Origin of the sequence: Corynebacterium sp. ES2775-CONJ (assembly GCF_024814515.1) — a bacterium.
Classification (GTDB): Bacteria; Actinomycetota; Actinomycetes; order Mycobacteriales; family Mycobacteriaceae; genus Corynebacterium.
In genome coordinates this window covers 268,626-294,332 of the sequence record NZ_JANUXT010000003.1, presented here as the reverse complement: position 1 = coordinate 294,332, position 25,707 = coordinate 268,626, and the positions used below count along the sequence as shown (strand labels likewise).

The 25,707-nt window shown below is 52.9% G+C and carries 29 protein-coding genes; 19 read left to right on the top strand and 10 right to left on the bottom strand.

Annotated elements, in window-relative coordinates; all coding sequences use genetic code 11:
- From NXT01_RS05375 to rpmB, 5 genes are all read right to left on the bottom strand, one after another.
- Positions 1-903, bottom strand: a complete 903-nt coding sequence (locus NXT01_RS05375) for a putative nucleotidyltransferase substrate binding domain-containing protein (RefSeq protein WP_259078458.1) — start codon at positions 901-903, stop codon at positions 1-3.
- 169 nt (positions 904-1,072) lie between these two features.
- Positions 1,073-1,321 (bottom strand): 30S ribosomal protein S18, encoded by a 249-nt coding sequence (gene rpsR / locus NXT01_RS05370; RefSeq protein ID WP_259078355.1) that lies wholly within the window; start codon positions 1,319-1,321, stop codon positions 1,073-1,075.
- A gap of 15 nt (positions 1,322-1,336) precedes the next feature.
- Positions 1,337-1,642, bottom strand: coding sequence for a 30S ribosomal protein S14 (gene rpsN, locus NXT01_RS05365; protein ID WP_259078353.1), 306 nt, complete (start codon positions 1,640-1,642; stop codon positions 1,337-1,339).
- Positions 1,643-1,645: 3 nt separating this feature from the next.
- On the bottom strand, positions 1,646-1,810 hold the full coding sequence (gene rpmG, locus NXT01_RS05360) for a 50S ribosomal protein L33 (RefSeq protein ID WP_006063179.1): 165 nt from the start codon (positions 1,808-1,810) through the stop codon (positions 1,646-1,648).
- Between the two features lie 3 nt (positions 1,811-1,813).
- A complete protein-coding gene (rpmB, locus tag NXT01_RS05355; RefSeq protein ID WP_259078350.1) occupies positions 1,814-2,050 on the bottom strand; it encodes a 50S ribosomal protein L28 in 237 nt (78 codons plus the stop codon).
- A 449-nt stretch (positions 2,051-2,499) separates the two neighbouring features.
- Between rpmB and NXT01_RS05350 the strand changes: the two genes are divergently transcribed.
- From NXT01_RS05350 to NXT01_RS05320, 7 genes are all read left to right on the top strand, one after another.
- Complete coding sequence (locus NXT01_RS05350) at positions 2,500-2,766, top strand: type B 50S ribosomal protein L31 (RefSeq protein WP_259078349.1); 267 nt, start codon at positions 2,500-2,502, stop codon at positions 2,764-2,766.
- Positions 2,767-2,780: 14 nt separating this feature from the next.
- On the top strand, positions 2,781-2,954 hold the full coding sequence (rpmF, locus tag NXT01_RS05345) for a 50S ribosomal protein L32 (RefSeq protein ID WP_259078348.1): 174 nt from the start codon (positions 2,781-2,783) through the stop codon (positions 2,952-2,954).
- Between the two features lie 167 nt (positions 2,955-3,121).
- On the top strand, positions 3,122-3,814 hold the full coding sequence (locus NXT01_RS05340) for a response regulator transcription factor (RefSeq protein WP_259078347.1): 693 nt from the start codon (positions 3,122-3,124) through the stop codon (positions 3,812-3,814).
- Positions 3,811-5,253: a HAMP domain-containing sensor histidine kinase gene (locus tag NXT01_RS05335; RefSeq protein WP_259078346.1), complete on the top strand. Its 1,443-nt coding sequence runs from the start codon at positions 3,811-3,813 to the stop codon at positions 5,251-5,253. Before NXT01_RS05340 ends, NXT01_RS05335 begins: the two co-directional genes overlap by 4 nt.
- Positions 5,254-5,313: 60 nt before the next feature.
- Entirely contained in the window at positions 5,314-6,540 is a 1,227-nt protein-coding gene (locus NXT01_RS05330) for a S1C family serine protease (RefSeq protein WP_259078345.1), read from the top strand.
- A gap of 53 nt (positions 6,541-6,593) precedes the next feature.
- A complete protein-coding gene (locus NXT01_RS05325; RefSeq protein WP_259078344.1) occupies positions 6,594-7,187 on the top strand; it encodes a molybdenum cofactor biosynthesis protein B in 594 nt (197 codons plus the stop codon).
- A 199-nt stretch (positions 7,188-7,386) separates the two neighbouring features.
- Positions 7,387-7,653 (top strand): hypothetical protein, encoded by a 267-nt coding sequence (locus NXT01_RS05320; protein WP_259078342.1) that lies wholly within the window; start codon positions 7,387-7,389, stop codon positions 7,651-7,653.
- 88 nt (positions 7,654-7,741) lie between these two features.
- Here NXT01_RS05320 and mscL read toward each other — a convergent pair whose 3' ends face one another.
- From mscL to NXT01_RS05305, 3 genes are read right to left on the bottom strand one after another with little or no spacing between them, the layout of a single operon-like run.
- Entirely contained in the window at positions 7,742-8,158 is a 417-nt protein-coding gene (gene mscL, locus NXT01_RS05315) for a large conductance mechanosensitive channel protein MscL (RefSeq protein ID WP_259078341.1), read from the bottom strand.
- 51 nt (positions 8,159-8,209) lie between these two features.
- Positions 8,210-8,845, bottom strand: a complete 636-nt coding sequence (locus NXT01_RS05310; protein ID WP_259078340.1) for a hypothetical protein — start codon at positions 8,843-8,845, stop codon at positions 8,210-8,212.
- Between the two features lie 5 nt (positions 8,846-8,850).
- Entirely contained in the window at positions 8,851-9,417 is a 567-nt protein-coding gene (locus NXT01_RS05305) for a 5-formyltetrahydrofolate cyclo-ligase (RefSeq protein ID WP_259078339.1), read from the bottom strand.
- Positions 9,418-9,504: 87 nt separating this feature from the next.
- Here NXT01_RS05305 and NXT01_RS05300 point away from each other — a divergent pair, with 87 nt between their 5' ends.
- Genes NXT01_RS05300 through NXT01_RS05275 form a run of 6 tightly spaced genes read left to right on the top strand, consistent with a single transcriptional unit; the run spans position 9,505 to position 14,445 of the window.
- Positions 9,505-10,425, top strand: coding sequence for a UTP--glucose-1-phosphate uridylyltransferase (locus tag NXT01_RS05300; protein ID WP_259078338.1), 921 nt, complete (start codon positions 9,505-9,507; stop codon positions 10,423-10,425).
- Positions 10,426-10,442: 17 nt separating this feature from the next.
- A complete protein-coding gene (glp, locus tag NXT01_RS05295; RefSeq protein WP_259078337.1) occupies positions 10,443-11,690 on the top strand; it encodes a gephyrin-like molybdotransferase Glp in 1,248 nt (415 codons plus the stop codon).
- Complete coding sequence (locus NXT01_RS05290) at positions 11,690-12,388, top strand: GNAT family N-acetyltransferase (RefSeq protein WP_259078335.1); 699 nt, start codon at positions 11,690-11,692, stop codon at positions 12,386-12,388. The genes glp and NXT01_RS05290 overlap by 1 nt, the downstream gene beginning before the upstream one ends.
- A gap of 56 nt (positions 12,389-12,444) precedes the next feature.
- On the top strand, positions 12,445-13,395 hold the full coding sequence (gene glpR / locus NXT01_RS05285; protein ID WP_259078333.1) for a gephyrin-like molybdotransferase receptor GlpR: 951 nt from the start codon (positions 12,445-12,447) through the stop codon (positions 13,393-13,395).
- 2 nt (positions 13,396-13,397) lie between these two features.
- Positions 13,398-13,814: a DoxX family protein gene (locus NXT01_RS05280; protein ID WP_259078332.1), complete on the top strand. Its 417-nt coding sequence runs from the start codon at positions 13,398-13,400 to the stop codon at positions 13,812-13,814.
- Positions 13,801-14,445, top strand: a complete 645-nt coding sequence (locus NXT01_RS05275) for a zf-HC2 domain-containing protein (protein WP_259078331.1) — start codon at positions 13,801-13,803, stop codon at positions 14,443-14,445. Before NXT01_RS05280 ends, NXT01_RS05275 begins: the two co-directional genes overlap by 14 nt.
- A 61-nt stretch (positions 14,446-14,506) precedes the next feature.
- Here the strand turns inward: NXT01_RS05275 and NXT01_RS05270 are convergent, their stop codons facing one another.
- Complete coding sequence (locus NXT01_RS05270) at positions 14,507-15,646, bottom strand: HNH endonuclease (RefSeq protein WP_259078330.1); 1,140 nt, start codon at positions 15,644-15,646, stop codon at positions 14,507-14,509.
- A 131-nt stretch (positions 15,647-15,777) separates the two neighbouring features.
- Positions 15,778-17,262: a dolichyl-phosphate-mannose--protein mannosyltransferase gene (locus tag NXT01_RS05265; RefSeq protein WP_259078329.1), complete on the bottom strand. Its 1,485-nt coding sequence runs from the start codon at positions 17,260-17,262 to the stop codon at positions 15,778-15,780.
- A 348-nt stretch (positions 17,263-17,610) separates the two neighbouring features.
- Here NXT01_RS05265 and NXT01_RS05260 point away from each other — a divergent pair, with 348 nt between their 5' ends.
- From NXT01_RS05260 to NXT01_RS05235, 6 genes are all read left to right on the top strand, one after another.
- A complete protein-coding gene (locus NXT01_RS05260) occupies positions 17,611-19,320 on the top strand; it encodes a BCCT family transporter (protein ID WP_259078456.1) in 1,710 nt (569 codons plus the stop codon).
- Complete coding sequence (locus NXT01_RS05255) at positions 19,313-20,701, top strand: hypothetical protein (RefSeq protein ID WP_259078323.1); 1,389 nt, start codon at positions 19,313-19,315, stop codon at positions 20,699-20,701. Before NXT01_RS05260 ends, NXT01_RS05255 begins: the two co-directional genes overlap by 8 nt.
- Positions 20,702-20,812: 111 nt before the next feature.
- Entirely contained in the window at positions 20,813-21,682 is an 870-nt protein-coding gene (rsmI, locus tag NXT01_RS05250) for a 16S rRNA (cytidine(1402)-2'-O)-methyltransferase (RefSeq protein ID WP_259078321.1), read from the top strand.
- Complete coding sequence (metG, locus tag NXT01_RS05245) at positions 21,675-23,501, top strand: methionine--tRNA ligase (RefSeq protein ID WP_259078319.1); 1,827 nt, start codon at positions 21,675-21,677, stop codon at positions 23,499-23,501. The genes rsmI and metG overlap by 8 nt, the downstream gene beginning before the upstream one ends.
- Position 23,502: 1 nt before the next feature.
- Positions 23,503-24,360, top strand: coding sequence for a TatD family hydrolase (locus tag NXT01_RS05240; protein WP_259078317.1), 858 nt, complete (start codon positions 23,503-23,505; stop codon positions 24,358-24,360).
- 161 nt (positions 24,361-24,521) lie between these two features.
- A complete protein-coding gene (locus NXT01_RS05235; protein ID WP_310470326.1) occupies positions 24,522-25,667 on the top strand; it encodes a transglycosylase family protein in 1,146 nt (381 codons plus the stop codon).
- Positions 25,668-25,707 lie beyond the last annotated feature (40 nt).

Genomic DNA, 25,707 nt, shown 5'->3' with positions numbered 1-25,707 from the left:
TTATACCTCTTTCTGTGCAGGAAGCGCGGACTCTAGGGAAGAAAATACATCCGAAACCATACGTGTCGACGCTCCATAAGTACTGCGCTGAATGGCAGGCAAAGAAGCGGCGGTGGTTTCGTGGCCATGTACTCGATCAGTGAAGCGTCTAAATTGCAAGCCTAGTCCAGATTCCCACGCGGTGCGCAGATAGTCTGCCTGCGCAGCCTCGAGCGTTCCCGCCAGCACTGCCGAGTTTAATCGCGCGGGAGTAGAGAACTCTTGTGATTTCGCGGCCACTCCAGCCCATCTAGCGAGCGCAATAATAGGATAGAGCAGCGATTGGCGAATATCGATATGAGCCTTAAGATCTGGCAATCCCGAGTTCATCCTAACGGCTGGCGGTCGGTAAGTAAATGCCTCTTTAAGCAGCTCAACGGCTGCATTTTCTTGGTTAACGACGTGTGCTAATAGCCACGTGCCAGCGTCGGCAAAGACGGCGAACCCACGACCATCAGTGCCTTTCAGTTCCATGATCCACTTTTCCTTGCTCCGCGCTTCGAATCCAAAGTGGGTGCGTTCAGTCAGGAGTCCTACTTGCCCAATAAGCTCGATCAGTGGCTGGGTATCAACCGCGGTACCGCCGACGGTTAGCCACTTAATGGGTGAACTAGGCAGTGCGTCGCCACGGCCGACCGCTCCGGTGAGTACTAGATCCGCACCCCCAGTCAGGTCCTTGATACCTTCCGAGTGGAGTACATCGGTAATAAGTCGTGAAAACCAAATGACCAGCTCTTGGGGCCTAGCCTCATGCTCAATTGCGTTGCGGATGAGATCCTGAGACTCAAGGAGAATACCGCGAGCGGTGGCAGCATTCTGGCACTGCGGCGCCTGGGAGGCGAGTTCAAGAAGAGAATCATGCAACACAGTTTTCCAGCTTTCCCCGTTGTAAAAAAATAACCACATTAGTTTAGCGCACAAATCCAATAATAACTCGCTGTGCACAACAAAGCGCTCCACCAGATATAAGGTGGAGCGCTTAGGGCTGTCGTTGCAACTCTCTACGAAGAGAGAGGCGTTAATCGTCCCAGACTTAGCGGCTGGTGAACGGCAGGAGAGCCATCTCGCGAGCGTTCTTCACAGCGGTTGCGACCTGACGCTGTTGCTGTGGGGTAAGACCAGTCACGCGACGTGAACGGATCTTGTGGCGATCTGAGATGAATAGACGAAGGGTGTTAATGTCCTTGTAGTCTACCTTCTCAATGCCCTGAGCCTTGAGAGGGTTTTTCTTCGGGCGGCGGGATTGTTCCATCCGCGCCTTCTTCATATTAGTGCGCTTCATTAGATACTCCCTGAATTACCAGCTGGACTTACGAACGCCTGGCAGCTCACCGCGGTGAGCCATCTGGCGCATACGGACACGGGACAGGCCAAACTTGCGGAGGTAACCGCGAGGACGGCCATCGTGCGAGTCGCGATTGCGGACACGAACTGGGGAGGCATCGCGAGGTTGACGGTTCAGTTCGAACTGTGCATCCAGACGATCCTCGTCAGAGGTATTGGGATTCTTAATGATTGCCTTGAGCTCGTTACGACGCTCCGCATAGCGGGCGACGATTTCCTTGCGCTGCTCGTTCTTGGCGATCTTGGACTTCTTAGCCATAGATTATCGCTCCTCGCGGAATTCGACGTGCTTGCGGACAACCGGATCGTATTTTTTCAAGGTAATGCGATCAGGATTGTTGCGCTTATTCTTACGAGTGACATAGGTATAACCAGTGCCAGCCGTAGACTTCAGCTTGATAATTGGACGGATGTCATTACGTGCCATGTGTTAGACCTTCTCTCCCCGGGCGCGGATCTGTGCAACCACGGACTCAATGCCGTCGCGATCGATGATCTTCAGACCCTTGGTGGAAACATTCAAAACAATGGTACGGCCCTCAGAGGGCAGGTAGAACCTACGACGCTGCACGTTGGGGTTCCAACGGCGGGAAGTGCGTCGGTGCGAGTGAGAGACAGACTTGCCGAAACTCGGCGTGCGTCCCGTAACCTGGCAAATAGCCGACATGGGTAAAACTTTCTCCTAGCCGCCCTTCGTTCACACCTGCGCTAACAAGGTACTAAGGGCGTTAACGAACAATTTCGACAACAGCAAGGGACAACCATACCGAAAAACTCAATAAATTCCTAATCCCAATCCTCGATGACCCCGAAAAGTAGTCTGATGGACGTAAAGGAGTAGCACATTAGTGGTTGCAGTCATGCGGACCACCTCGTACTACCCGATGCCGCATGAGAAGTTTCACTGTAAAAGTGGCTAAGAAGATTTCCTTTTCCACCCTTGCTGCTGGTAGTATTTCCGAGGTTGCTATCACGCCACCGCATAGGTGGTGGGCTTATATGTGGTAGAAGCATGACAACTAACCGTAAACGAAACCCAACTCAGGCACGATCACTCCATATAGTAAGTAGGGGCGAGACGACCTGAAGTTTCAATCCTGAGGGAATCGGAGAATTATGAAGAAGGACATCCACCCGGACTACCATCCGGTCGTGTTCCAGGATGCTGGTACTGGCTTCCAGTTCCTGACTCGTTCCACCGCTCATAGCGACCGCAAGGTCACGTGGGAGGACGGTAACGAATATCCGTTGATCGTCGTAGACGTCACAAGCGAATCGCACCCATTCTGGACCGGTGCTCAGCGCGTGATGGATACCGCTGGTCGTGTTGAGAAGTTCCAGCGTCGTTTCGGTGGCATGGCCCGCCGCACTAAGAAGTCCTAAGGAGGGAAGAAAAAATGGCAGTTCCAAAGCGTCGTATGTCGCGTGCTAATACCCACGCCCGCCGTTCCCAGTGGAAGGCTGATAACGTGGCCCTCCAGGAAGTCACGATCGATGGTCGCACTGTGCGTATCCCTCGTCGTCTGGTTAGGGCAGCTAAACTAGGCTTGGTCGACGTCGAGCAGTTCTAGATTTATTAATATAGAACCTAGCCCCATGGTGCGGATAAAATCTGCGCACCATGGGGCTAGGTTTTTCTTAATCTAGCAAAAGTGCTGTAGAAGTGATCCGAGTAACTTAAGATGGGCATAATGAACTCCTGATCGTCAGGAGGTAGAACAGTAGGGCTTTTTATATTATGAAAATCTTAGTCGTCGACGATGAGCAAGCAGTGAGAGAGTCACTCAGGCGCTCATTATCGTTTAATGGATACACCGTTACTACAGCCAAAGATGGTGAGACGGCGATCAGCATGATCGACAGCGAGGACCCAGATCTGGTGATCTTGGATGTCATGATGCCCAATATGGATGGGCTGGAAGTGTGTCGCTTCCTGCGCGGTTCTGGGGATGACCGTCCTATCCTCGTCCTAACCGCCCGTGATGGCGTTTCCGATCGCGTCGCCGGACTCGATGCTGGCGCAGATGACTATCTTCCAAAACCATTCGCCCTCGAAGAACTACTAGCAAGGGTCCGATCTCTGCTGCGCCGTGCTGCTGCCGAATCAACCACTCCTGCTGCCAGCGGCGAGTTAGTATTCGCCGATCTGGTTCTCAACCCCGAAACCCGTGATGTCACTAGAGGCCGCCGCCGTGTAAGTCTCACGCGTACCGAGTTTGCTCTCTTACAGTATTTACTCGCTAATCCCAAAAAGGTACTCAGTCGCAGCCAAATCCTCGAGCAGGTCTGGGGCTACGATTTTCCAACCTCGGGTAATGCCTTGGAAGTTTATATTGGTTACCTACGCCGCAAGACCGAGAGGGGAGGGGCGACCCGTCTCATCCACACGGTGCGCGGCGTGGGTTATGTTCTACGCGATACGGCACCGTGATCCTCAGACGTCCCAGTTTTGGCCCCGCCGCGCCGGTGGGGCCAGCGGAGGATGCGCTCCTTAAAGACGACCTGTTCGGCTCCTCCAATTCTTTGCGGTGGAGGGTAACAATCTTTACCACCTATATGGTGGCGATCGTCATCTTCGTGGTATTAATCCTCAGTTACTTATCGGCTTCGAGGGCGATTACTAATGCAGTCGACCAAGACCTGCGTGCCAAGGCGGAATCTATGATGGTTCTGAGCGAGTCCCCTCAATTCGCCTTAAATGCTCGATCAGAGATTGATTATTTCAAGGTCCGCAACCCTGACTATTTTGCCACTGTGCAGCGCTCCGACTGGGTCTATTCCGTTGGCGATGAACTCCCGCTTCCGGTCATTCGAGCCACCGACCGATCTAAAGTAGAAACTATTGACGGAAAACGCATCTATCTGCTTATCGATGACCAGCGCACTATGGTGATGATAGCCCGCGACTTTGGTGGCGTTCAGTCGCTCTTAGCTGCTCTAGGTTTTGTTTTACTGATTATCGCAGGCCTGGGTATCGTACTCGCAGTGGCAATAGGTTTATTTGTTGCTAGGGCAGGATTACGGCCTTTGGTAGCACTGCAAGCTGCTGTAGAAGAAGTCACCAAAACCAAAAAACTCGAGCCGATTCCGGTCTCAGGCACAGTAGAATTAGCCCAACTGACCACTTCCTTCAACGAGATGCTTCGAGCATTGGAAGAGTCCCGCAAACAACAAGCAGAACTCATCGCTGATGCGGGTCATGAACTTAAAACACCGTTGACTTCTATGCGAACCAATATTGAATTGCTCATGATGATGGAAAAACAAGGCGGGATAAGTGCCAGTGATCGCGCTGAGATGGAATCCGATGTGCTGGCGCAGATGGAAGAATTGACCACCCTTATCGAGACCTTGGGAGATCTAGCACGCGAAGATTCATCCTCCCTAGAACTGCAAGTGGTCGAGTTAGCCGACTCCGTTGACGAGGCCTTTGAAAAAGTGCGCCGCAGGCGCCCCGATATTCAATTCATAGCGAATCTCAGTCCTTGGTATTTATGGGGAGATCTCCAAGGGATAGATCGAGCCATCCTCAACTTGATTGATAATGCGGCGAAATTCTCTCCCCCGGGGGCCCCTGTCAAGGTAAATATGGAGCAACTCTCTTCAGATCTCTTGGAGCTATCTGTTGCTGACTCGGGACCTGGAATTGCCCCAAGGGAGAGGCACAAAGTATTCGGGCGATTCTACCGGTCAATTGAGGCTCGAGCGGTACCTGGGTCCGGCTTAGGGCTATCGATTGTGGCCAAGGTGATTGCGCGCCATCACGGCACTATAGAAGTCCTAGATTCCGAGGACGGCGGCACACTAATGCGAGTGACCATTCCGGGATCAACGGACCCCGACGCAGTCGGCGGAACACAAAGAAGATAAGCTAGATTCACAGACTCTTTTTAAAATCATTCCAGCCTCCCTTAACAAACGTGGAGCATCATGACTGATATGAACGATAATAATCAATGGATCCATCCCGAGCGCGATCCTCGCTTTGAGCAGGTTGTTAACCCCTACGCCCAGCCAATCGTTGCACAGCAGACACCAGATCCCCAGTCTTTAGCCACCCCAAAGCGCACCATCGGTGTTCGCAGTGCTATAGCTCTAGCACTAGCAGCGGCCGTCGGTTCAGGTACTTTGACCGGCATTTATGCCACCCAACTATCAACCAATAACCAGTCCCAAGGTCAAGTCATTGCTGCATTAAATGCTCCAGTTAGTCACGGGGTCACACCTGACATGCCAACCGGGGGAGTTCAGGAAGTGGCAGCCAAGGTGCTACCGGCGGTGGTTTCGTTGAAGGTCAGCGACTCCACGGGAGTGTCAGAAGGGTCAGGTTCAGTCCTGTCACCCGACGGCTATATCCTGACAAATAACCACGTTGTGGAGGGAACTGCGGGTGATCCCCACCGCACGCTGATCACGGTTGTGTTCAACGATGGACGTCGCATGCAAGCTCGCTTTGTAGCCGGGGATCCCAATACCGATGTAGCTGTTGTAAAAATCGATGACGTCCAGGATCTTCCCGTTATGAGCTTCGGCGACTCCTCATCGATCCAAGTAGGACAACCTGTCGTCGCAGTCGGTGCCCCCCTCGGATTGTCTTCGACAGTAACAACGGGGGTGATCTCGGCAATTAATCGACCCGTACGAGCCAGCAGCAGGGACCTCGGCCAGTCCTCCCTCATCGACGCTATCCAAACCGATGCTGCGATCAACCCCGGAAACTCAGGTGGACCACTCGTGGATATGAACGGAAATCAGATAGGTATCAATTCTATGATTGCCTCGATTCCGCACAACGGTGACAGTGCTGGATCGATTGGATTGGGCTTCGCCATTCCCGCCAATTTTGCCAAACGAGTAGCGCAGCAATTAATTGAGAGCGGGGAAGCTAAGCAGCCCATGATCGGAATTCGATTAGGCAACGACCCCCGCATCGTTGGTGCTGTCATCGCTGATACCACTTCAGGGAGCCCAGGTGAAACTGCGGGCCTACGCCCAGGCGACGTAGTAGTAGGATTTGGTGATCGCCGCATTGACAGTGCTGACGCTCTTATAGCGGCCGTGCGATCTGCTGACTTCGGCCAGACCATAACTCTCAAACTAACGGATCTCAGGGGTGAAAATCCGCGGGAGGTAGAGGTTCGACTTTCCGACGAGTAGGTTAATAAGAAACCGAGCGACCGCCTAATTTTCAAGGAGAAACTGAGCATAATATGGGTTCCAAAAACCATTTAAATTTGCCCCGAGATCTATCAAAGCTGAGTGATATCCGAGAACCTGACGATGATCTCTTCTTCGCCCAAGAACAAGCTGAGCATAAGAAGGGGTTGCGCCGCGCTCTGGCAGTTTTGGTCACTGATAGTCGTGATGACCGCGAATGTGAAGCAACCTGCACACTCGTCGCTGAATTGCTGGCTGAGGGCGGATTCGTGGTGGATGGCTCTATTAGGGTTCCCGCAAAGGCCTCGCAGATTCGCAACGGTATCGAGGCAGGAGTCATCGGTGGAGCTGACCTAGTGGTGACAATAGGGGGAACAGGTGTGGGCCCGCGCGATAAGACCTTGAGGGCCACCAAAGCGGTTCTCGATCAGGAAGTGCCAGGGATTGCTCAGGCTTTACGCTTTTCAGGTATGCTGTGCAACGCTTTAGACGCTTGCACGTCGAGGGGAACGTCTGGTGTCTCGGGTTCTACCGTGGTGGTCAATCTTGCGGGATCTCGGACCGCAATTCGTGATGGGATGGCCACGATGATCCCGCTGGTTCATCACCTAGTTGATCAGCTGCGTCCACCAGTAACCAATGGCTAAGCGGCGCGTCTTTCGACAAAGCCTCGCTCAGAACTACGATCGCGAGGCTGACCGAGTCGAACCAACGGAGGTTCTACACGAACAGTGCGATCACTATTCACGGGAGCATTATCTTCATCAACGACCGCCGCACTACGGGGAGTAGAACCACTCGAAGTGGGAGCTTAGCTTTTTTCGTGAAACGGATAAATTCTTCCCCATGGAAAAATCCAATGCTTGGCATTTAGTTATGCAAGCGGCGGCTTTCACCATCGTGGTAGGTGCCTGCAGTTCATCTGATGAACCTCATGGGGCGAGCGCATCGTTACTACAGGACTCCGAAAAAGAGCCTGCACCTTCCACGACGCTGATTGACTATTTGCGTAACAGTAGCGGCATTGACCAATCAAACGGCATCAGCTTGGCTAATACCGGCACCCGGGACCTGCCGAGACAAAAACGTCGAGCGCTATCCCAATGTTTTTGATATGACTATTTGATTACGGGTAGCTGGACGGTTGATTTGTCAGATGGAGGTGTGCTGAGCTCTTATATGGACATACCTGATAAGTCAGTTAGGGATGCGACTTAGTGCCACGCTCTTGGCTGAGCAAATCGCGGATCTCGGTTAAAAGCTCCACCTCAATGCTGGCAGCTTCAGAAGTCTGGTCGACTCCTTTTTCCTTGGCAAGGGTCTCACTGAGCTTATTCATAGGAACTATAACGAGGAAGTAGACAACTGAAGCCACAATCATGAAATTGATTCCGGCAGTAATCACGGCACCAAAATCAAGGAAGCTGGCCTCATTGCCCGGGCGCAGATAGAATCCGAGACCAGAAACATCAGCTCCGCCCAACGCGGCGATTACTGGGCTGATCAGGGAATCACTGAAGGCGTTGACCAGGCCAGTAACGGCTCCTCCCACAACCACAGCGACGGCCAACTCGATGACATTACTTCGTAGCACAAACTCTTTGAAACCTTGAAACATCTCTATAACTTTCGTCGAAGGGATACGATCTTCGAGTTATCGTACCCGACTTCAGCCTTGAGCGCGTGCTCCCGTTACGATGACGCTAATGGGGGATTGCGCCGCCGCAGCCGCCACGCTCTCGGCGTCTGCAATATCGAGGGATAGCAAAAGTGATCCAGTTTTTAAACCCGCCGCCTGGTGATCGGCACTACTACTAAAAACCACCTGAGCACCTGAGGCAACTGTGCGTGGTTCCCCGGTCTCGGCGGAGAGCGCCACAATACTAATTTGGTCACCAGGAAGGACAAACCCCGCAAGGGCAGGATCATTCAAACTTATAGGAATGAGTGCATTGCCGTCGAGGCCGACAATATTCTTGGCATCGAATTGGGTATTAATAGTATCCTCGGGGAGCGCAATCGCGGACTTAGGCCGTTGACTAATAAGTACCCGACCCACAAAATCTTGCTTTTTCATCGACTGTCCCCTAGGAATGAGGTCGATTGCCACCTGCTTTTCCATTAAATCCTCGGCTTTCAGTCGGGTTCCGGCTGCGACGTCGTGACTGTAGATGATCGCGGTGGCGGTGGAATTATTGTGTCCGGCCACAAGTAAGAGGGCAGCGCTGATGATCAAAGCCGCGGAAATGAGACGTCGAAAAGCGATCTGGCGGGCAATACCTGGCGAGGCAAAAGGGTAGATCATACCTGCTATGACTCACAGCGAAGATCGACGGTTCCGTTCTCAGTGAGGATAATGTCTACACGGCAATCGTGGGCCTCGACTACGATGGGTTGAACCTCGCTGGCGAAACACACCCCAATGAGTAACGTAGGACGATCAGCCAATGCGCGGTCATAAAAGCCACCGCCCTGGCCGAGGCGTTCACCGCTGGGGCTGTAGCTCAAACCTGGCACCACAACCGCGTCAAGCTCACCTAGAACTGCAACATCCCTAGTTGCCAAACGAGGTTCTCGTATGCCACAGCTGCTTTTTTCCAAGGATGCTGGACCCTGGTATAGGCCCCACCGAAGCTGGTGCCGTTGAGCAACACGCGGTAACCAGAGCTGCTCGAGGGCTGCAGCGAGAGGAGCGACAAAGTCGAAACCCGGTTCGTGAGGAAGGGGAGCGTAGGCGGCAACAGCTCGCGCATGATAGTCACGAAGAAACTTCACCAAGTGTCCGGAAATTTGAGCATTTTCACTTCGGCAATCTTTAGAAATACGAGCTCGTCTCACCTTATCTCGCATCACCGATTTCGCTGCAGCACTATTCATGGTTTGAATCCTAGGCGGGAAAAAATCTCGTGGCTATAGCGGTGGTGCTTTCCGAAACTCAGCGGTCAAACGTTTACACTATTAACCATGACTTTGCCTTCCTCCTATTCCTCGACAGCGGTACGAACCGTTATTGTGCCGGCGGCTGGCATGGGTACGCGCTTTTTGCCGGCCACCAAGACGGTGCCCAAAGAGTTGCTACCCGTTGTCGATACCCCCGGCATCGAGCTCATCGCTGAGGAAGCGGCACTTCTCGGGGCCCAGCGGCTTGCTATCATCACGGCCCCTAATAAACGCGAGGTGCTTGCCCATTTCCAAAAATTCGGGGACCTCGAGCGCATGCTTGAAGATCGTGGCAAAGATGAGCAACTAACCAAGGTTCAACGTGTCAACACTCTGCCTACCCCAGTCGCCGTAGAGCAGGCAGAACCCTTGGGCCTAGGCCACGCAGTTAGCCTCGCAGAATCCGTCTTAGATGACGATGAAGATGTCGTTGCGGTCATGTTGCCCGATGATCTTGTACTTCCTATGGGCGTAGTAGAGAAAATGCTTGCAGTGCGCAATGAACTCGGGGGGTCGGTACTCTGTGCCTTTGAAGTCGCACCGGAAAACGTGTGCAATTACGGGGTTTTTGATATCGAAGAAGCTTCGTATTCCGGCGATCTGACCGTGAAAAAAGTTAAGGCCATGGTGGAAAAGCCGACCGTTGAACAAGCGCCGTCTACTTTTGTTGCTACCGGTCGCTATCTGTTAGATCGTTCGATATTCGATGCCCTAGCTCGCATTCAACCAGGTGCTGGCGGAGAATTACAACTAACCGACGCAATTGCCCTACTCATTGAGGAAGGGCACCCCGTCCATATTGTGGTTCACCACGGTAAGCGCCACGACCTCGGAAATCCTGGAGGGTATATACCGGCGTGTGTCGATTTTGGTCTCCAAGACCCCGTGTATGGTCCTGGATTACGAAAAGCCCTGCGTAAAATATTTGACGAGCATGGGCTCTGAAAAGAGGGAGAATCCTAGTGCGCTCCGTTGACGAGCAGCTCAATCTCATCACCCAGGCTGCACGAACCCCAGAACCTGTTCGTATCGCTATCGCCGAATCGTTGGGGCTCATGTGCGCCGAGGAAGTTCAGGCCACGCATCCGCTACCTGGTTTCGACCAAGCAGCAATCGATGGTTACGCTATTAGAGCAGTCGATATCGCCCCGATCGCGGGGGATCCCGATGTCCCCACCGAAGTGTCGTTGCCAGTTGTTGGTGAAGTAGCTGCTGGCAGCTCAAGACCGTTGCGGTTGCAACCGAAGCAGGCAGTGCGCGTCCATACCGGCGCCCCCCTCCCGAGCCTTTCCGATGCTGTTATCCCGCTGGCGTGGACCGACCGAGGACGCAAGCGTATGACCGCGCTCAGAGCTATACGGCCAGGTGAATTCGTACGCAGGCAGGGCGATGACATACAGCCCGGCGATATAGCGGTCTCTGCAGGAACGATTTTATCTCCTGCCCATATAGGCCTCCTCGCAGCTGTGGGGCGGAGTAAGGTACTGGTCAATCCGCGCCCTCGGATGTCTGTGATTTCGATCGGTTATGAACTTGTTGACATTGACCGGGATCCCTCCCTGGGTCAGATTTATGACGTCAACTCCTACGCCTTAGCCGCCGCGGGTCGAGAATCCGGCGCCGACGTGCACCGCGTGGGAATAGCGGCGGGGGAGCCTCGACGGCTGCGCGAAATCGTCGAAGCGCAGATGCTGCGCAGCGAAATTATCGTGATCTCTGGCGCCGTTGGGGGTTCGGGATCGGACACCATTAGGGACATTCTTAATGAGTTTGGTGAGATCGACACTACCCGCGTAGCCATGCACCCTGGCAGTGTTCAAGGCTTTGGTCTCCTCGGTGATAAACAGATACCGGTATTTCTGCTACCGGCCAATCCAGTATCCGCCTTGGTAATCTTCGAAACCATGATCCGGCCCCTAGTACGGGCGAGCCTAGGCAAGCGTAACGCTAGACGTCGGGCCGTACGCGCCCGGGCGCTGAACCATGTGAGCAGTAAGAACGGACGGCAAGGTTTCATCCGAGCCAGGCTTATGCGCGATGCACAAACGCAGGATTATCTTGTCGAGGCACTTGGGGGTGCCAATGGAGCTCCCGCCCACTTGCTCGCGGGCCTATCAGATGCCAACGCGATGATTCGTATTCCGGCAGGTATAACCCAGGTGCGTCCGGGCGATATCGTCGAGGTCCTCTTTATGAATCAGCAAAGCTAATGCCCATCTTTCGCGAGCGTCTTGCTCTCGGCCCCCGACACCCCATGCACCCAGGTTGGCGAGAGTATACCCCGCATATTCGAGTGGGCACACGCCAACTTCGGTTACGGCCGCTACGAAGAAGCGACGGTCCTCAATGGTGCGAATTGCGTATCGACGACGAACGGTTCCTCCGCCCCGTCGAACCGACTCCCACTGCCGCGTGGCACCTCGCACACAGCAGTGCCGCTTGGCGAGCTACCTACAGATACTTGAGTCGCAGTGCCGCTAAGGGAGAGACTTTGCCCCTGGCTATCGAAGTCAACGGGGAATTTTCCGGCCAGCTGACAATAGGCAATATCCAACATGCGACTGCTCAGGAAGGATGGGTGGGTTATTGGCTGCATTCTTCTCTAACTGGCCACCACATTGCTACCGCAGCAGTGGCTCTAGCGATCGATCATGCCTTTAATCGAGTGGGTCTTCACCGCCTCACGGCAACACATCTTCCGTCGAATAAAGCTAGTCGAAGGATCCTGGAAAGAAACGGCTTCAGAGAGGAAGGCTTATTAAAGGAAAACCTTCATATTGACGGCCGGTGGCGCGATCATTACTTAATGGCCCTCACGCGTTCAGAGCTTCAGCAGACGGCTGTCCATAGAATAAGCGACCAAGGGATCATTTCAAAAAAGCCCAGTAGGAATCGGCGCGCCTTATAAGCTATGTTCGGTCGCCCCAATAGGCTTGAACTGTTAAGTAGAAAGGGCTATCACTAGTGACCGGACTCATTGGTCTTCTCATCATCGTCGTGCTGTGGATTTTCGTGCTCGCACCGTGGTTTTTGCGTGCCCAGAAACCGATAAGAAAAGCGGGCGAAGCCTTCAATGAAACGCGCGTCATTCTCGAGGGTGGATCTAAAAAGCTCAGCCCCCAGCGATCGTTGAAAAAATTGCCGCTCGAGGATTCAGCGGTCCCAACTCCCAGTGACTCACAGCTCGAGTCTGACGTTGAGGCATCGGGCGAGGAAAATGAGCCGGTGAATGGCGAGGATCAAGACGAAGATTCTATCCTCATAGATCCTCCTATTAGAGAACAAACTATCTCTGACCTTTCTTCACAGGCCACCTATGAAATCGATTCTTCCTATACCGATCCAGAGGATCTGCTCTTCCCAGCCCCCGACGAAGATACTGGCGATGAAGTAGAAGATAGCGAGGAAACGCCCGATAACGACGACTTTAGCCCAGAGTTCACCGAAGAAGAGCTTTCGTATATTCAGGCTAGGCGTGGTCGGGGAGGTTTCGACCCTGAAGCGGATCGAGAAGCCGCGAAGTCACGTTATCAACGGCGAAAGATCGTAGTAGCTACGATGAGCGTGTTGCTTCTCGTCGCTGTTATCTCTGCGATTGTATTTGGGGGACTGGCCTGGATTGCCCCTGCACTCATGGGCGTTATATTTGTGGCATACCTGATCGTGCTGAGGAAATTGGTTAAATCAGAGATCGAGTTACGCAACCGACGCATTCGGCACCTCCGTCGTAGCCGACTTGGTGTACGGAGCGTCTCCGATAACGATCTGGGTATACCGCAGCGGCTGCGTCACCCTGGCGCGGTGGTTTTAGAGATTGACGACGAGTCAGCCGATTTTCAAGAATTGGAGCTCATCGACAGTGCTCATTATAAACAGCCCACACATGATGCTGAAGCTTCGCGGCGGGTGAGCTAGGCATGGATCGCCCAGTGGTACGCGATATTGCACTCGCAATATTTCGGCTCGTCCTCGGCGTCATCTTCGTAGCACATGGTTACCAGAAGCTATTCATCCAGGGAATTGATGAGATTGCCGGACAGTTCTCTGCAAGCGCTATTCCCCAGCCAAAGCTCTCTGCCTATATAGCTGCCATTGCTGAACTCGGTGGGGGAGCCTTGCTGGTTATTGGACTGCTAACCACTGTAGTTGCTGGTGCTCTAGCTCTTCTTATGGCGGCGGCCTTTTACTTCGTCCACCTAGGTTCTGGTTTTTTTGCGTCCAGTGGGGGATTCGAGTACGTGCTCTTGCTTATTGTGTCTCTTATGGTAGTCGTGGTATTTGGTGCAGGTCGGCTCAGCGTAGATTGGTTTCTCACCCGCGATGCTGAACTGTGACAAGGTTCAAGCTGCTCTCTCGGCTCGCTTGGATGGCGAAGCTTTTTCTCTTAACGATGAGATCGTTGATGCCCACCTTATAGGGTGCGAACAATGTCGCCATTTTCTTGAGCAAGCCGCCTTAATGAATCGCAGATTAGCCTTCAACGAAAATTTGCGGGATCGCGCTCCGGACTTGTCGGCAATTATCATCCATGGTGTGGAATCCGAGTGGCGCCGTCACGCGTCTGCGCGAATTGTCGGTATCACCGTATCGCGCGTATTCATTGCAGTTACTGGTTTGTTCTGGGTCTTTTGGGCCCTCTTTCTTTTGGGCGATGTTGAGTTTCTAGTCGATGACCCGCTGATGAGTAGAGTTGTAGTAGAGGCAGCCGCTATGCGGTTATCACTGGGTTTTGGTCTATTTTTTGCCAGCTGGCAATACCGCCTCATCGCCGGAATCTTGCCCGTGTATGGAGCTGCGTGGATGTTCAGCTTTGGTTTTGCGACGCGTGAAATTGTTGTTGGGACGATTAACTACGATGCACTCGCTCAGTTGGCATTGCTGCTTTTCTCCGTCGTAGCGTTGGCGGGATGTTGGTTCGCTGAACGTGGCTGGGAATTGCTGGAACTCGGCAGACGTTCTCTGTAATAAGGCATCCTCAATAACCCCTTGGTCCTTCGACCTCGAGGATGTGGGTATTGCGTGTGGACTAGCACTCTCCGAGGATCCGGTGGGCGAAGGCCTGTGTTCCCTTGGAGATAGCTGGGTGGAGATTAGCGCGTTGAGTGCCGTCGGGCATCCGGTAGGAGATAAGTCCAGTCTTAGGGTCAGCTTCGACACGCCCGTGGCGAGACCTATTAGGGTCATCGTCGTTTCTAAGGTTATGGACCCTACACAGGGGGCAGAGATTGGCAGTGGTAGTTGCCCCTCCACGAGAAAAGGCCTGTATATGGTGGATATCGCAGCGAACCGCCGGGATCGAGCATTCTGGATGCTGACATATCAAATGCGAAGTTATCGCGCGAAAACGGTCGTCTGCGTCTGCTAAGCGTTTGATATCAAGAACTTCGTGAGGCCTGGGTACTCCGTGTGAGTCCTTGTAGATTGCGATGGCAAAACCCATTTCGTTGATAATTTCTTCAGCAATATCGGTAATATTGAGAATGACGCCATCACTATTGGTGACTGTACCATCGCAGTGTTCTTGCGCATCTGCTATCGGAATAAGGATCAGAGGACTGTGGCGAAGATCCCGATGGCCAGAATCAGTTGAAGTATTGGTAATAACGGTTTCATACAGAGCCATAGCGAGGCCTTCAGCCTCTCCGTTGGCCATACCTTGGGATGCTTTATCGTGGGCTTGTGGAGTTAGCACCGTGCGCAGACGTTCACATTGCGCTTCAGGGAGCTTCATATTGATATAGCGCATGCCGTCTGCATCGGCAGTTGCGGAGAAACGGGCGTACCAAGCACGTGGGCGGGAATACTCGGCATTTAATGTTTTCAACGTAGTTTTGATGTGGCGATCGAGGTCGAAGCAGCTCAAGGTTGCCGCTTGACGGATGAGTTCTTCTCGTAATTCCTTAGGATCGATGCTCGGATTGCGCAGTTTTTTGCTCACACTTGAGATCAAACGTAGTTTGGCAAAACTCAGTTGGTAGTCAATAGCTAGGTCGAGCTCGTCCGGGTGAAAAGTTTTTGCAACCGCGAGCATCAGTGAGGCTTCGGTATGGGTGCAGTCGAGGAATAACGCCATCTCGTCTTTTGTCAAAACGGTGCGCTTGAGTTCGTAAGCAAGTTCACCACCACGTGGAGCGAGGTCCTTTATCGATTCTAGGCACGTCTTCATGCTCCTGACGCTAAACAGGAAGAATCGCGAGCACAATATCTACTCTAAAAAACGCGAAAAGTTGTGGATAACTTTTTGCGTTTGCAGTATCGACCTTTAGACCCTCAACCGCTTTGGCTCTACGATTTTTGCTATCGCCACGCAGGGATCCACGCTAGCGCGTCATAGGCTGAATCGGGCAGAATGAAGCCAAAGAAGAGAGGCATGAAGTAGAAGAACTGTGCAATAAGGATGCCGAGGTAGATACTAACAATAACCGTTCCCCCTCGGGGTCTCCTGTGGATTATTTTCCCTAATAGGTAGGTGAGCATCACAATAACCATCGGGATCAGAGGAGCCGCGTAGAAGAAGTACATCTGGCGGTCGTAACCGATCAACCAGGGAATGAAGCCAGCCGCAAACGTCCATAAGGGGATAACAAGTACCCAATCCTTTTTGATCAGGACAAGCCACAAGGCGGCAATAATAACCGGTATGACGAGCCACCACAGAGCGGGAGTGCCAAAGAGGTAGAGCATGCGGCGGCACGCGGTTGGTCCGCAAGGAATATCCGTTTGTGAGAAGTAGAGAATGGGCTTAATCCCGACCAGCCATTCCCATGGCTTGGATTCAAAGGGGTGCTGGTGGCCGGCGGAGGTGGTTAGCGAGGCATGAAATTTCAGCACTTCTGAGTGATAATAAGTCCAACCTGCAAGTCCCTCGGGGAGAAGCTTGATAAAAGAATCATCTCCTAAAGTGCCGTCGCTAGCAACATGGTGATAGATCGACGTCTCGCTAGCGAACCAAGCTCGCCAGCTCCAGATATAGAGCGCAACAGGGAGGATAACCAGGTGGGTAAAAGCGCGCCAGCTATCACGCATAAGTGTTCCTACAAACGGTGATAACGTACCGGAGCGGGCGCGAGTTCGGTAATCGAGAATAACCGAGAGGATGCCAAAGAAAGCCATATAATACAGACCTGACCATTTTACGGACAGCGCTAGTCCGAGAAAAACTCCACAGGCAAAACGCCACCAGCGAAATCCGATGGGAGGCCCGTAGAGTGATTCGTGGCGATCCTCATAGCGGGCAGATACCTGCAGCCAATCTCTGATAAGAGCCCACGAGGCCGCAGTAATAAAAAAAGTTTGAAAGACGTCAAGAAGAGCGAATCGACTGATTACCAGAAGGAAGCCGTCGCTTAGCGCTATCACTCCCGCTGTAGTCGCTAGGCCGGTTGAGCGGGTGAGCTGCCTAGTTATAGCCATGATAAGGGTGATCGTCAGTGCGCCGAGCAGCGCGCCCACCGCCCGCCACCCGAAGGGCGTGTAACCGTAGAGCATTTCGCCAAGGGCGATAAGCTGTTTCCCTAATGGTGGATGGACAACGAGGCCGTAGCCCGGATTTGATTCGATGCCTCCAAGGATCGGGTTCATCCACGTCTCCACCATATCCCAGGCCTGGGGCACATAATGCTTTTCGTCAAATACTGGGGTTTCTTGGTCGCTGAGGGAGCCGAGATTGACGAAACGCAAGAGTGCCGCGCAGATAAAAACGACCATCGTGGAGAGAGTATCCCCGAGGGTCCAGATATGGCGTGGGTATTTGTGGTTAGGTGGCTTCTTGACGAGGTTCACTGTTTTAATATTAGAGGTAGAGCGGTCTCGAGTGGAAAGATATTGAGAAACTCGCCGGAGCTGGATAGCGTGGCTGATGGCCCTAATCGTTACCCTATTGTGACCTTCGGTCAGGCATTGTATTATCGTGCCTGCGCATAGCGTTGGTAACGAAATGGTTACATTGATCAATTTGGAGCGCCGGAGCTGTCAATTTTGGGCGCCCTTGTTGCATTATCGCTGCATATGGAGCACGGTAGCTTTATGGAAAAATCTAATGAATCTCAGCCTGCAGAGGCTAGCGGTGTCGCTTTGACGACCGCGCAGGAGGATGCAGCAGCACCTACTGCAACGCATGAGCTTGCTGCCATGCTCTCGAGTAGATCGACAATCGAGGAGCAGGCCTACGGTGACGAGGAAGAGATTATTCTTCAGGGTGAAGATGAGGATGCCAAGGTAGATTGGCTGGTCACCATACCAGCAGTCGTCGCGGTTTTAGCCGTCGTGGCTTGGGGTCTCCTTCTTCCGGATTCATTCTCAGGCTTTGCCGGCACGGCCCTTGGCTATGTCATCGATACCTTCGGATGGGCCTTCATTTTGGGCACCACCGTCATATTGGTATTCGCTATTGTTGTGGCGCTCAGTAAATTTGGTTCCATAAAACTGGGCCGCGATGATGAAGCCCCCGAATTCTCCACCGCCAGCTGGATCGCCATGATGTTTGCTGCCGGCATGGGAATCGGTCTGATGTTCTACGGTGCATCGGAACCGTTGACTCACTACCTCAACGGAGTGCCAAATTATGCCCCGAATAACGTGGCTCAGGCTATGGCAACCACGCTCCTGCATTGGGCATTGCACCCGTGGGCTATCTACGGAATTTTTGGCCTTGCTATTGCATATTCGACCTTCCGTTTAGGGCGACGCCAGCTGCTAAGCGCATCCTTCATCCCATTATTTGGTGAAAAAGGGGCGCGAGGATGGCCAGGGCGCGTGGTGGATATCCTCGCAATCATAGCCACCATTTTCGGTACTGCGTGCTCCCTTGGTATTGGAGCGACTCAGATCCGTGCTGGTCTCACCGCTGCGGGAATCGTCGAGGAACCACGGATGTCCACGCTTATTGGTATCGTCTCTGTGCTCACTCTAGCGTTCTTAGTGTCCGCTATGTCGGGCGTGGGCAAGGGCATCCAGTATATTTCCAACGCTAATATGGTCCTCGCCTCGCTCGTTGCACTCTTTGTGTTCGTCGTGGGACCTACCGTAACCATCCTCAACCTCATTCCTGGTGCCCTAGGTGCCTACCTGTCCAACTTCTTCCAAATGATCGGTCGTACTGCTGAGTCCGCTAATGGTTCTGCCGGCGAGTGGTTGGGTGGCTGGACGATCTTCTATTGGGCTTGGTGGATTTCCTGGTCACCTTTTGTTGGCATGTTCCTGGCTCGCATTTCGCGCGGACGCACGGTGCGCGAGTTCATTATGGGAGTGCTACTGGTACCATCTGCCGTGTCCGTAGTATGGTTCGCTATCTTTGGTGGGACCGCTATTCACCTCGAGCAAGAAGGTCGCTCGATCTATGGTGAAGGCAAAGCAGAATACCAGCTCTTTGATCTGCTCCACACGATGCCAGGTGGGCATATTGTTGGCATTATCGCCCTCATCCTGCTTGCTACCTTCTTTATTACCTCGGCAGATTCTGCCTCGACGGTGATGGGGTCAATGAGTCAAAATGGTAAGAGTGACGCTAATCGCTTCGTCTCTGCGGGTTGGGGTGTTCTTGTAGCTCTCATCGGTATGACGATGTTGGTCACCGGTGGAGCGGATGTGCTATCAAACTTGCAGAATTTAACTATCATCGCCGCTTCGCCTTTCCTCCTTGTTATTGTTATGCTCATGTTTGCTCTCTTGAAGGATCTTCGCAACGATGCGATTTACCTCGACTATCGTGAGCAACAGCGCTTCCAATCCCGGTTGGCCCGCGAACGACGCATCCACTTAGAGCACGTTCGACGGGAGAAGAATAAGGCTAAGCGCCGTCTCGACAGGCACCACAAGAAAGAGAAAACTCCACATGTTTAAGCGCGTTGCGTCGATAGCTCTAGCATTCATCGGCGTCATCGTAGGAGCTGGGTTCGCTACTGGCCAGGAAGTGCTGCAGTACTTTGTAGGCTTTGGCTCGATGGGCATCCTTGCGGCAGTCATATCCAGTGTCGTGGTTATGCTCTCGGGCATGGCTGCCATCCAACTCGGCTCCTATTTTCTAGCCGACGACCACGGGGCCGTGATCCATCGGATCTCTCACCCCATCGTTGGCAAAATGCTCGATGCAGGCGTCCTCGTGACCCTGTTCTGTACCGGTATGGTTATGTTTGCCGGCGCTGGTTCCAACTTGAATCAGCAATTTGGTTGGCCAATTTGGGTAGGCGCGATCGGACTGCTGGTTGTGGTGCTCATCGCAGGTCTACTCGACGTTGATAAGATCACTGGCGTTATCGGCGCCGTAACTCCCTTTATCGTTGCCTTTATTGGGCTGGCGGCCGTGTGGGCCTTAACCCATGCGTCCTCCTCACCAGAGGCTATTGAGGCTGGCGTGCGCTTGATTGAGCCCGCTACTCCGCACTGGTTTATTTCCTCCATGAACTACGTAGGACTGAATCTGATGGTGGGTGCCTCGATGGCAATCATCATCGGCGGAAATAATACTGATCCAAAAGCTGCTGGTATCGGCGGCCTCATCGGTGGCATTGTCTTTGGACTCATGCTCACACTAACCGCATTGGCACTCTACCGCAGCGTTGATGTGGTGGCCCAAGACGATGTTCCTATGCTGCGCATTGTCGACGGCATTCATCCGAACTTGGGTCTTTTAATGAGTATCGTGATCATCGGCATGATCTTCAATACTGCGGTCGGTATGTTCTACGCCTTTGCCAAGCGCCTAACGTCCAAATCTCCACAGCGTTTCTACCTGGTATTCGTGGCTTCCTGCCTCATCGGATTTGGTGCCAGCTTCCTAGGCTTTAAAACATTGGTTGCCACGGTATACCCAATCCTGGGCTATATCGGAGTGATCCTCTTTACGGTGATTACCCTTGCATGGATAAAGAGCTTAACTACCATCCGTGAGGAGTCCACACGCCGCGACCGCATCAGAGAATTGCTACGGCGTAAACTCGATCCGCGCCTACGCTTTAGCTCCAAACAACAGCGTATGTTAAATCGGTATGTTGAAGAGTCGAACCTAGAGCGCGAGGAATTCGTGGAATCTATTCGCGTTGAAGTTGAGGAAGAGATCGAAGAGGAAATCGCTGAAGAAGAACGTCGTGAACACGAGAGCCTTGACGGGGCCGATGAGAGCACCACAGAGTCTCATCAGATTGAATCTGAGAATTCACGTGAGCACCCGGAAACTTTAGGAGATTCCGATCAGCAGTCGCCACATAGGTTGCAGGATCACTAGAGCTTGACCTAGCGCCGCCAGTTTTTTACTGGCGGCGCTTTTGTATAGTCCTATAAGGGTAGATTAGGGGGTGCTAGTTAAGCCGCTGCCTTCTAAGGAGTTATTAAGAAGATGACCGTCGACCTACCACCTCTGCCACGCGGGCTCATCCTCGCAGCGACGCCACTGGGCAATATCGGAGATGCTTCCGAGCGGTTGCGCCAAGCTTTGAGTGAGGCTGATTATATTGCCGCCGAAGATACCCGCCGTACAAAGGCGTTGGCGCAGGCTTTAGGAATTGAGGTGAAGGGGAAGATCATCTCTAATTTCGACCATAATGAACGCTCGCGCGTGGCTACACTCATTGAACTGGCACGTGATGGAAGTGTTGTTGTGGTGACCGATGCAGGAATGCCTATCGTGTCGGATCCTGGATTTCCTCTTGTTGAGGCTGCTCATGAGCAGGGTATTCCCATCACTTGCTTCCCTGGTCCATCTGCCGTGCCCGTAGCTTTAGCCTTATCCGGGCTGCATGTGGGAAAATTCGCCTTTGATGGATTCGCGCCACGAAAAAAAGGAGCCCGACTGTCGTGGTTAGAGTCTCTGAAGAACGAAGAACGGGCCGTGTGTTTCTTTGAATCGCCCCATCGAATTGTCGATACGCTCTCGGATGCTCTCGATGTTTTAGGTCCGCAGAGGCGTGTCGCCGTGGTGCGCGAATTGACTAAAACATTTGAGGAAGTTAAGAGGGGGAGTCTTCTTGAAGTTCTGCAGTGGGCACAGTCTGGGGTACGTGGCGAGATCACCTGCGTGATCGAGGGAAATTTGGGGGCGAGGGATGTCGATATTGACGATATTATTGCCGAAGCTGTAGAGAGGGCAGCGGCTGGGGAGCGGCTTAAATCGGTCTGCAAGGACCTGGCCCGCACGTACTCTTTGCGTGCGAATGATATCTTCGAGAGCGCTTTGGTTGCTCGTGATAAAGTTCTAAACCATGAATAATTTGCTGGTAGCAGTTGCTTGGCCCTATGCCAACGGTCCGCGACATATTGGCCATGTTGCGGGTTTCGGTGTCCCCTCGGATGTATTCGCTCGTTTTCAACGAATGGCAGGGAATAATGTGCTGATGGTGTCGGGGACCGATGAGCACGGAACTCCCCTATTAGTGCAGGCTGACAAGGAGGGCGTCCATGTCAAGGAGCTGGCTGATCGCTATAATCGTCAGATCGTTGAGGATCTTACCGGTTTGGGTCTAAGTTATGATCTCTTTACCCGTACGACCACCCGCAACCACTATGCGGTGGTACAGGAACTGTTTAAGGGCCTGTATGACAACGGTTATATGATTAAACAAACAACTTTCGGGGCGGTGTCGCCATCGACAGGGCGCACCTTGCCTGATCGGTATATCGAGGGTGAATGTCCGATTTGCCACTCGGAGGGTGCCCGTGGAGATCAGTGTGATAACTGCGGCAATCAACTAGATCCGGCGGAACTCATCAACCCGATATCGAAGATAAACGGTGAGGTTCCTCAATTTATTGAGACTGAGCACTTCCTTCTTGATCTTCCGGCGCTTGCTGAGTCTTTAGAGCAGTGGCTTCATAGTCGCAAGGATTGGCGTCCTAATGTGCTGAAATTCTCGCTCAACCTTTTAGGTGATTTGCGCCCGCGAGCCATGAGTCGAGATATCGATTGGGGAGTTCCAATTCCCGTCGAGGGCTGGGAGAATAAGCCAACAAAAAAATTGTATGTATGGTTTGATGCTGTTATAGGCTACCTATCCGCATCCCTGGAGTGGGCCTATCGCTCGGGCGATAAAGACGCTTGGCAGAAGTGGTGGACTAATCCACAGGCTCTTTCCTACTACTTCATGGGTAAGGACAATATCACTTTCCACTCCCAGATCTGGCCTGCTGAGCTCTTGGGGTACCAAGGATCCGGTGCCAAAGGTGGTCAGGAGCATCACTATGGACACCTCAATTTACCGACCGAGGTGGTTTCATCGGAGTTTCTGACCATGTCAGGCTCGAAGTTCTCCTCGTCGAAGGGCGTTGTCATCTACGTCAAGGATTTCCTCAGGGAATTTGGCCCGGATGCCTTGCGTTATTTCATCGCGGTCGCCGGTCCGGAAAACAACGACACAGATTTTACCTGGGATGAATTCGTCCGACGCATCAATAATGAGTTGGCGAATGGCTGGGGCAATCTCATCAACCGTACAGTCTCTATGGCGCATAAGAACTTCGGGGAGGTTCCTCCCTGTGGTGAACTTCTCCCGGCTGATATGGACATTCTGCAGGCGGCTACCGAAGCCTTCGACCGAGTTTCTGAACATTTGGCCCAATCGCGATTTAAGCAAGGCATTTCTCATATTATGCACATCGTGGGTGAGGCGAATGCTTATATTGCGGAGATGGAACCGTGGAAGCTTGCCAAAGATGAATCCCAGCGTGAACGCTTAGGCACTGTCTTGTGGGTAGCCTTGCAGCTGGTTTCAGATATCAATGTGATGCTCACTCCATATTTGCCGCATCTCGCTCAAGCTGTTCACGAGACTTTGGGACGCTCGGGAATATGGGCAGCACAGCCTGAGATCGTTGAGGTTAGCGACGATATTCCGGTTGAGCTGGTCGGAGTGGGTTTACCTGACCCCAGTTCTACATATCCGGTAATCATGGGGGATTATGCGAGCGAGCAGGCTTGTTGGCAGCGCATCGACATGGTCGCCGGTACGCCCTTGTCGAAGCCGCGCCCGCTGATTGCAAAATTAGACCCTAAGCTCGCCACGGAGGGCCCGAGTTGGGCACCGGTGCAATAGCATGGGGAAGAAGAAGCCGCGCCCTCTCGCGCAACCGTACCCTAGAATCCCTTTGCTTGTCGATGCTCACACGCACCTGGCTAGTTGTGGAGCTCGCAATACCAGTGAGATCAAAGCCTTAGTCGACCGTGCCTTAGCCTCGGGGGTGGAGAAACTGTGTACCGTCGGTGATGGCCTTGACGAGGCCGTCTTAGCTCTCACGGCGGCGCAGGTGAATCCTCGTATTTTTGCTGCGGTAGCGATACATCCTACACGAGCAGGTGAACTCGACGAGGTGGCACGCGACCAGCTTACTCGTATGGCCGGGGACGAGCGGTGTGTCGCCGTAGGAGAAACAGGGCTTGATACTTATTGGATTACACATGCTCCTGAGTCGACGGCTTCGCTAGATATTCAGGAAGAGGCCTTTCGCTGGCATATCGATTTGGCGGTGAAAACGAATAAGGCCCTCATGATACATAACCGCGAGGCTGATGCGGATTTACTGCGAATTCTCGCGGATGCTCCTCGACCACGCGAAGTTATCCTGCATTGCTTCTCTTCACCCGTGGAGGTTGCGCTCGAGGCGATCGACAGGGGCTATATATTGAGCTTCGCTGGCAACCTGACTTTCAAGCGCAACGATCATCTACGACAGGCTGCTGCGCTGGCTCCGATGGATCAAATTTTGGTGGAAACTGATGCTCCGTATATGACGCCCGAGCCCTATCGCGGAGTTAAAAATGAGCCGGCATTAATCGGCCATACTGCGGCTGTGATTGCGCACAGTCGCGGGATGGAGCTGGAAGAATGTGCTTATCAAATCTACCGAAATTTCCATCGCGCCTATGGACTCGATGAAACATTGGGAACAATTTGAGTGGCGGGTGTGACGACTGTACACGCATGGGGCAAACGCGTTTTCCCAGTTCTACCGCCTGTAGTTGTGGTTCTGTTATCATAATGTAATCAAACCCTCGAATCTCACTGAGGGGGTTGGAAACTCGTCACGCAGGGTGGCAGAACGTTGAGAAAGGGATTATGGGACATCATCGCAAGGATTTAACTCCAGGATCATCGCGTCGTATCGCCATCCGTTGTGCAGCCGGTGGCACCGCCGCGGCTTGTCTGATGAGTGGCGGAGCGATGGTAGCCCAAGCAAAAGACGTGGTGATAAACCTCGACGGGGAGAACGTAGAGTTACTCACAACGGCTAGTGATGTGGCTGGCGCGTTGGAGAAAGCGGGGATTACCGTCGACGCTGACGATATCGTCGCTCCCGCCCCCGATCAGAAGATTCAACACAATCAAGTAATCTCAGTGCGTACCTCGAAACAAGTCGATCTGGTTATCGATGGCAAGCGCGAAACGGTCAAAACTAATGCAAATACCGTCGGGGAATTAGTCTCACAAATTGATTCAGTGTCCAGTGCAGCCCGGGCTTTGGGTTTAAGTCAGCCTGTTTACACCAGATTGGCGGAGGGGCCACGTGAAATCAACGTGGTAACACCAAAAATAATCACGCTGTCCGATGGGGGTCGGACTTCATATATCTCCATTGCAGAACCTACTGTGGCTGATGTGCTCAAAGCTCGAGGTATAACATTGAGTGCTTTAGATCGCGTGACACCAGATCTGAAAGAGCAGATAGCGCATAATACCCACATCGTTATCAACCGTGTGATAGAGCAGGACGTCGAAGAAGTTATTGAATATGACGCTCCTGCAGCCTATTTTGAGGATCCCCACCTCGATAAAGGGGTGGAACAGGTGCTCCAGCCCGGTACACCTGGACACAAGCGGGTGAGCTCAATTATTACACTCATCGACGGGGTGCAAACCGCGCAAGAGATCCAATCTGAGGAGATTATCCATACTGCAATTCCCGCAACCATTGCACGCGGAACCAAGCCTGTCATCTCCGTGCCCGCGGTCAGTTCTGGATCGGTGTGGGATAAGTTGGCACAGTGCGAAGCCGGAGGGAATTGGTCTATTAACACCGGGAATGGGTTCTCTGGAGGGCTGCAGTTCGCTCATTCTACCTGGCTGGGTTTTGGCGGGGCGCAGTATGCTCCCATGGCATATCTGGCAACTCGAGAGCAACAGATTGAGATAGCCCAAAAAGTGCAGGCGGTTCAGGGCTGGGGGGCGTGGCCCGCGTGCACATCCAGAATGGGCTTGCGATAGTCTTCTCCTTCTTATTACCTGAGTCTCGCCACCTTATTTG

What these genes read in the sequence shown, in the direction of transcription:
- rpsR (WP_259078355.1), bottom strand. Translation starts at nt 1,321, where the DNA reads ATGAAGCGCACTAATATGAAGAAGGCGCGGATGGAACAATCCCGCCGC.
- rpsN (WP_259078353.1), bottom strand. Translation starts at nt 1,642, where the DNA reads ATGGCTAAGAAGTCCAAGATCGCCAAGAACGAGCAGCGCAAGGAAATC.
- rpmG (WP_006063179.1), bottom strand. Translation starts at nt 1,810, where the DNA reads ATGGCACGTAATGACATCCGTCCAATTATCAAGCTGAAGTCTACGGCT.
- rpmB (WP_259078350.1), bottom strand. Translation starts at nt 2,050, where the DNA reads ATGTCGGCTATTTGCCAGGTTACGGGACGCACGCCGAGTTTCGGCAAG.
- NXT01_RS05350 (WP_259078349.1), top strand. Translation starts at nt 2,500, where the DNA reads ATGAAGAAGGACATCCACCCGGACTACCATCCGGTCGTGTTCCAGGAT.
- rpmF (WP_259078348.1), top strand. Translation starts at nt 2,781, where the DNA reads ATGGCAGTTCCAAAGCGTCGTATGTCGCGTGCTAATACCCACGCCCGC.
- NXT01_RS05340 (WP_259078347.1), top strand. Translation starts at nt 3,122, where the DNA reads ATGAAAATCTTAGTCGTCGACGATGAGCAAGCAGTGAGAGAGTCACTC.
- NXT01_RS05330 (WP_259078345.1), top strand. Translation starts at nt 5,314, where the DNA reads ATGACTGATATGAACGATAATAATCAATGGATCCATCCCGAGCGCGAT.
- NXT01_RS05325 (WP_259078344.1), top strand. Translation starts at nt 6,594, where the DNA reads ATGGGTTCCAAAAACCATTTAAATTTGCCCCGAGATCTATCAAAGCTG.
- NXT01_RS05320 (WP_259078342.1), top strand. Translation starts at nt 7,387, where the DNA reads ATGGAAAAATCCAATGCTTGGCATTTAGTTATGCAAGCGGCGGCTTTC.
- mscL (WP_259078341.1), bottom strand. Translation starts at nt 8,158, where the DNA reads ATGTTTCAAGGTTTCAAAGAGTTTGTGCTACGAAGTAATGTCATCGAG.
- NXT01_RS05310 (WP_259078340.1), bottom strand. Translation starts at nt 8,845, where the DNA reads ATGATCTACCCTTTTGCCTCGCCAGGTATTGCCCGCCAGATCGCTTTT.
- NXT01_RS05305 (WP_259078339.1), bottom strand. Translation starts at nt 9,417, where the DNA reads ATGAATAGTGCTGCAGCGAAATCGGTGATGCGAGATAAGGTGAGACGA.
- NXT01_RS05300 (WP_259078338.1), top strand. Translation starts at nt 9,505, where the DNA reads ATGACTTTGCCTTCCTCCTATTCCTCGACAGCGGTACGAACCGTTATT.
- NXT01_RS05290 (WP_259078335.1), top strand. Translation starts at nt 11,690, where the DNA reads ATGCCCATCTTTCGCGAGCGTCTTGCTCTCGGCCCCCGACACCCCATG.
- NXT01_RS05280 (WP_259078332.1), top strand. Translation starts at nt 13,398, where the DNA reads ATGGATCGCCCAGTGGTACGCGATATTGCACTCGCAATATTTCGGCTC.
- NXT01_RS05275 (WP_259078331.1), top strand. Translation starts at nt 13,801, where the DNA reads ATGCTGAACTGTGACAAGGTTCAAGCTGCTCTCTCGGCTCGCTTGGAT.
- NXT01_RS05270 (WP_259078330.1), bottom strand. Translation starts at nt 15,646, where the DNA reads ATGAAGACGTGCCTAGAATCGATAAAGGACCTCGCTCCACGTGGTGGT.
- NXT01_RS05260 (WP_259078456.1), top strand. Translation starts at nt 17,611, where the DNA reads ATGCTCTCGAGTAGATCGACAATCGAGGAGCAGGCCTACGGTGACGAG.
- NXT01_RS05255 (WP_259078323.1), top strand. Translation starts at nt 19,313, where the DNA reads ATGTTTAAGCGCGTTGCGTCGATAGCTCTAGCATTCATCGGCGTCATC.
- rsmI (WP_259078321.1), top strand. Translation starts at nt 20,813, where the DNA reads ATGACCGTCGACCTACCACCTCTGCCACGCGGGCTCATCCTCGCAGCG.
- metG (WP_259078319.1), top strand. Translation starts at nt 21,675, where the DNA reads ATGAATAATTTGCTGGTAGCAGTTGCTTGGCCCTATGCCAACGGTCCG.
- NXT01_RS05240 (WP_259078317.1), top strand. Translation starts at nt 23,503, where the DNA reads ATGGGGAAGAAGAAGCCGCGCCCTCTCGCGCAACCGTACCCTAGAATC.
- NXT01_RS05235 (WP_310470326.1), top strand. Translation starts at nt 24,522, where the DNA reads ATGGGACATCATCGCAAGGATTTAACTCCAGGATCATCGCGTCGTATC.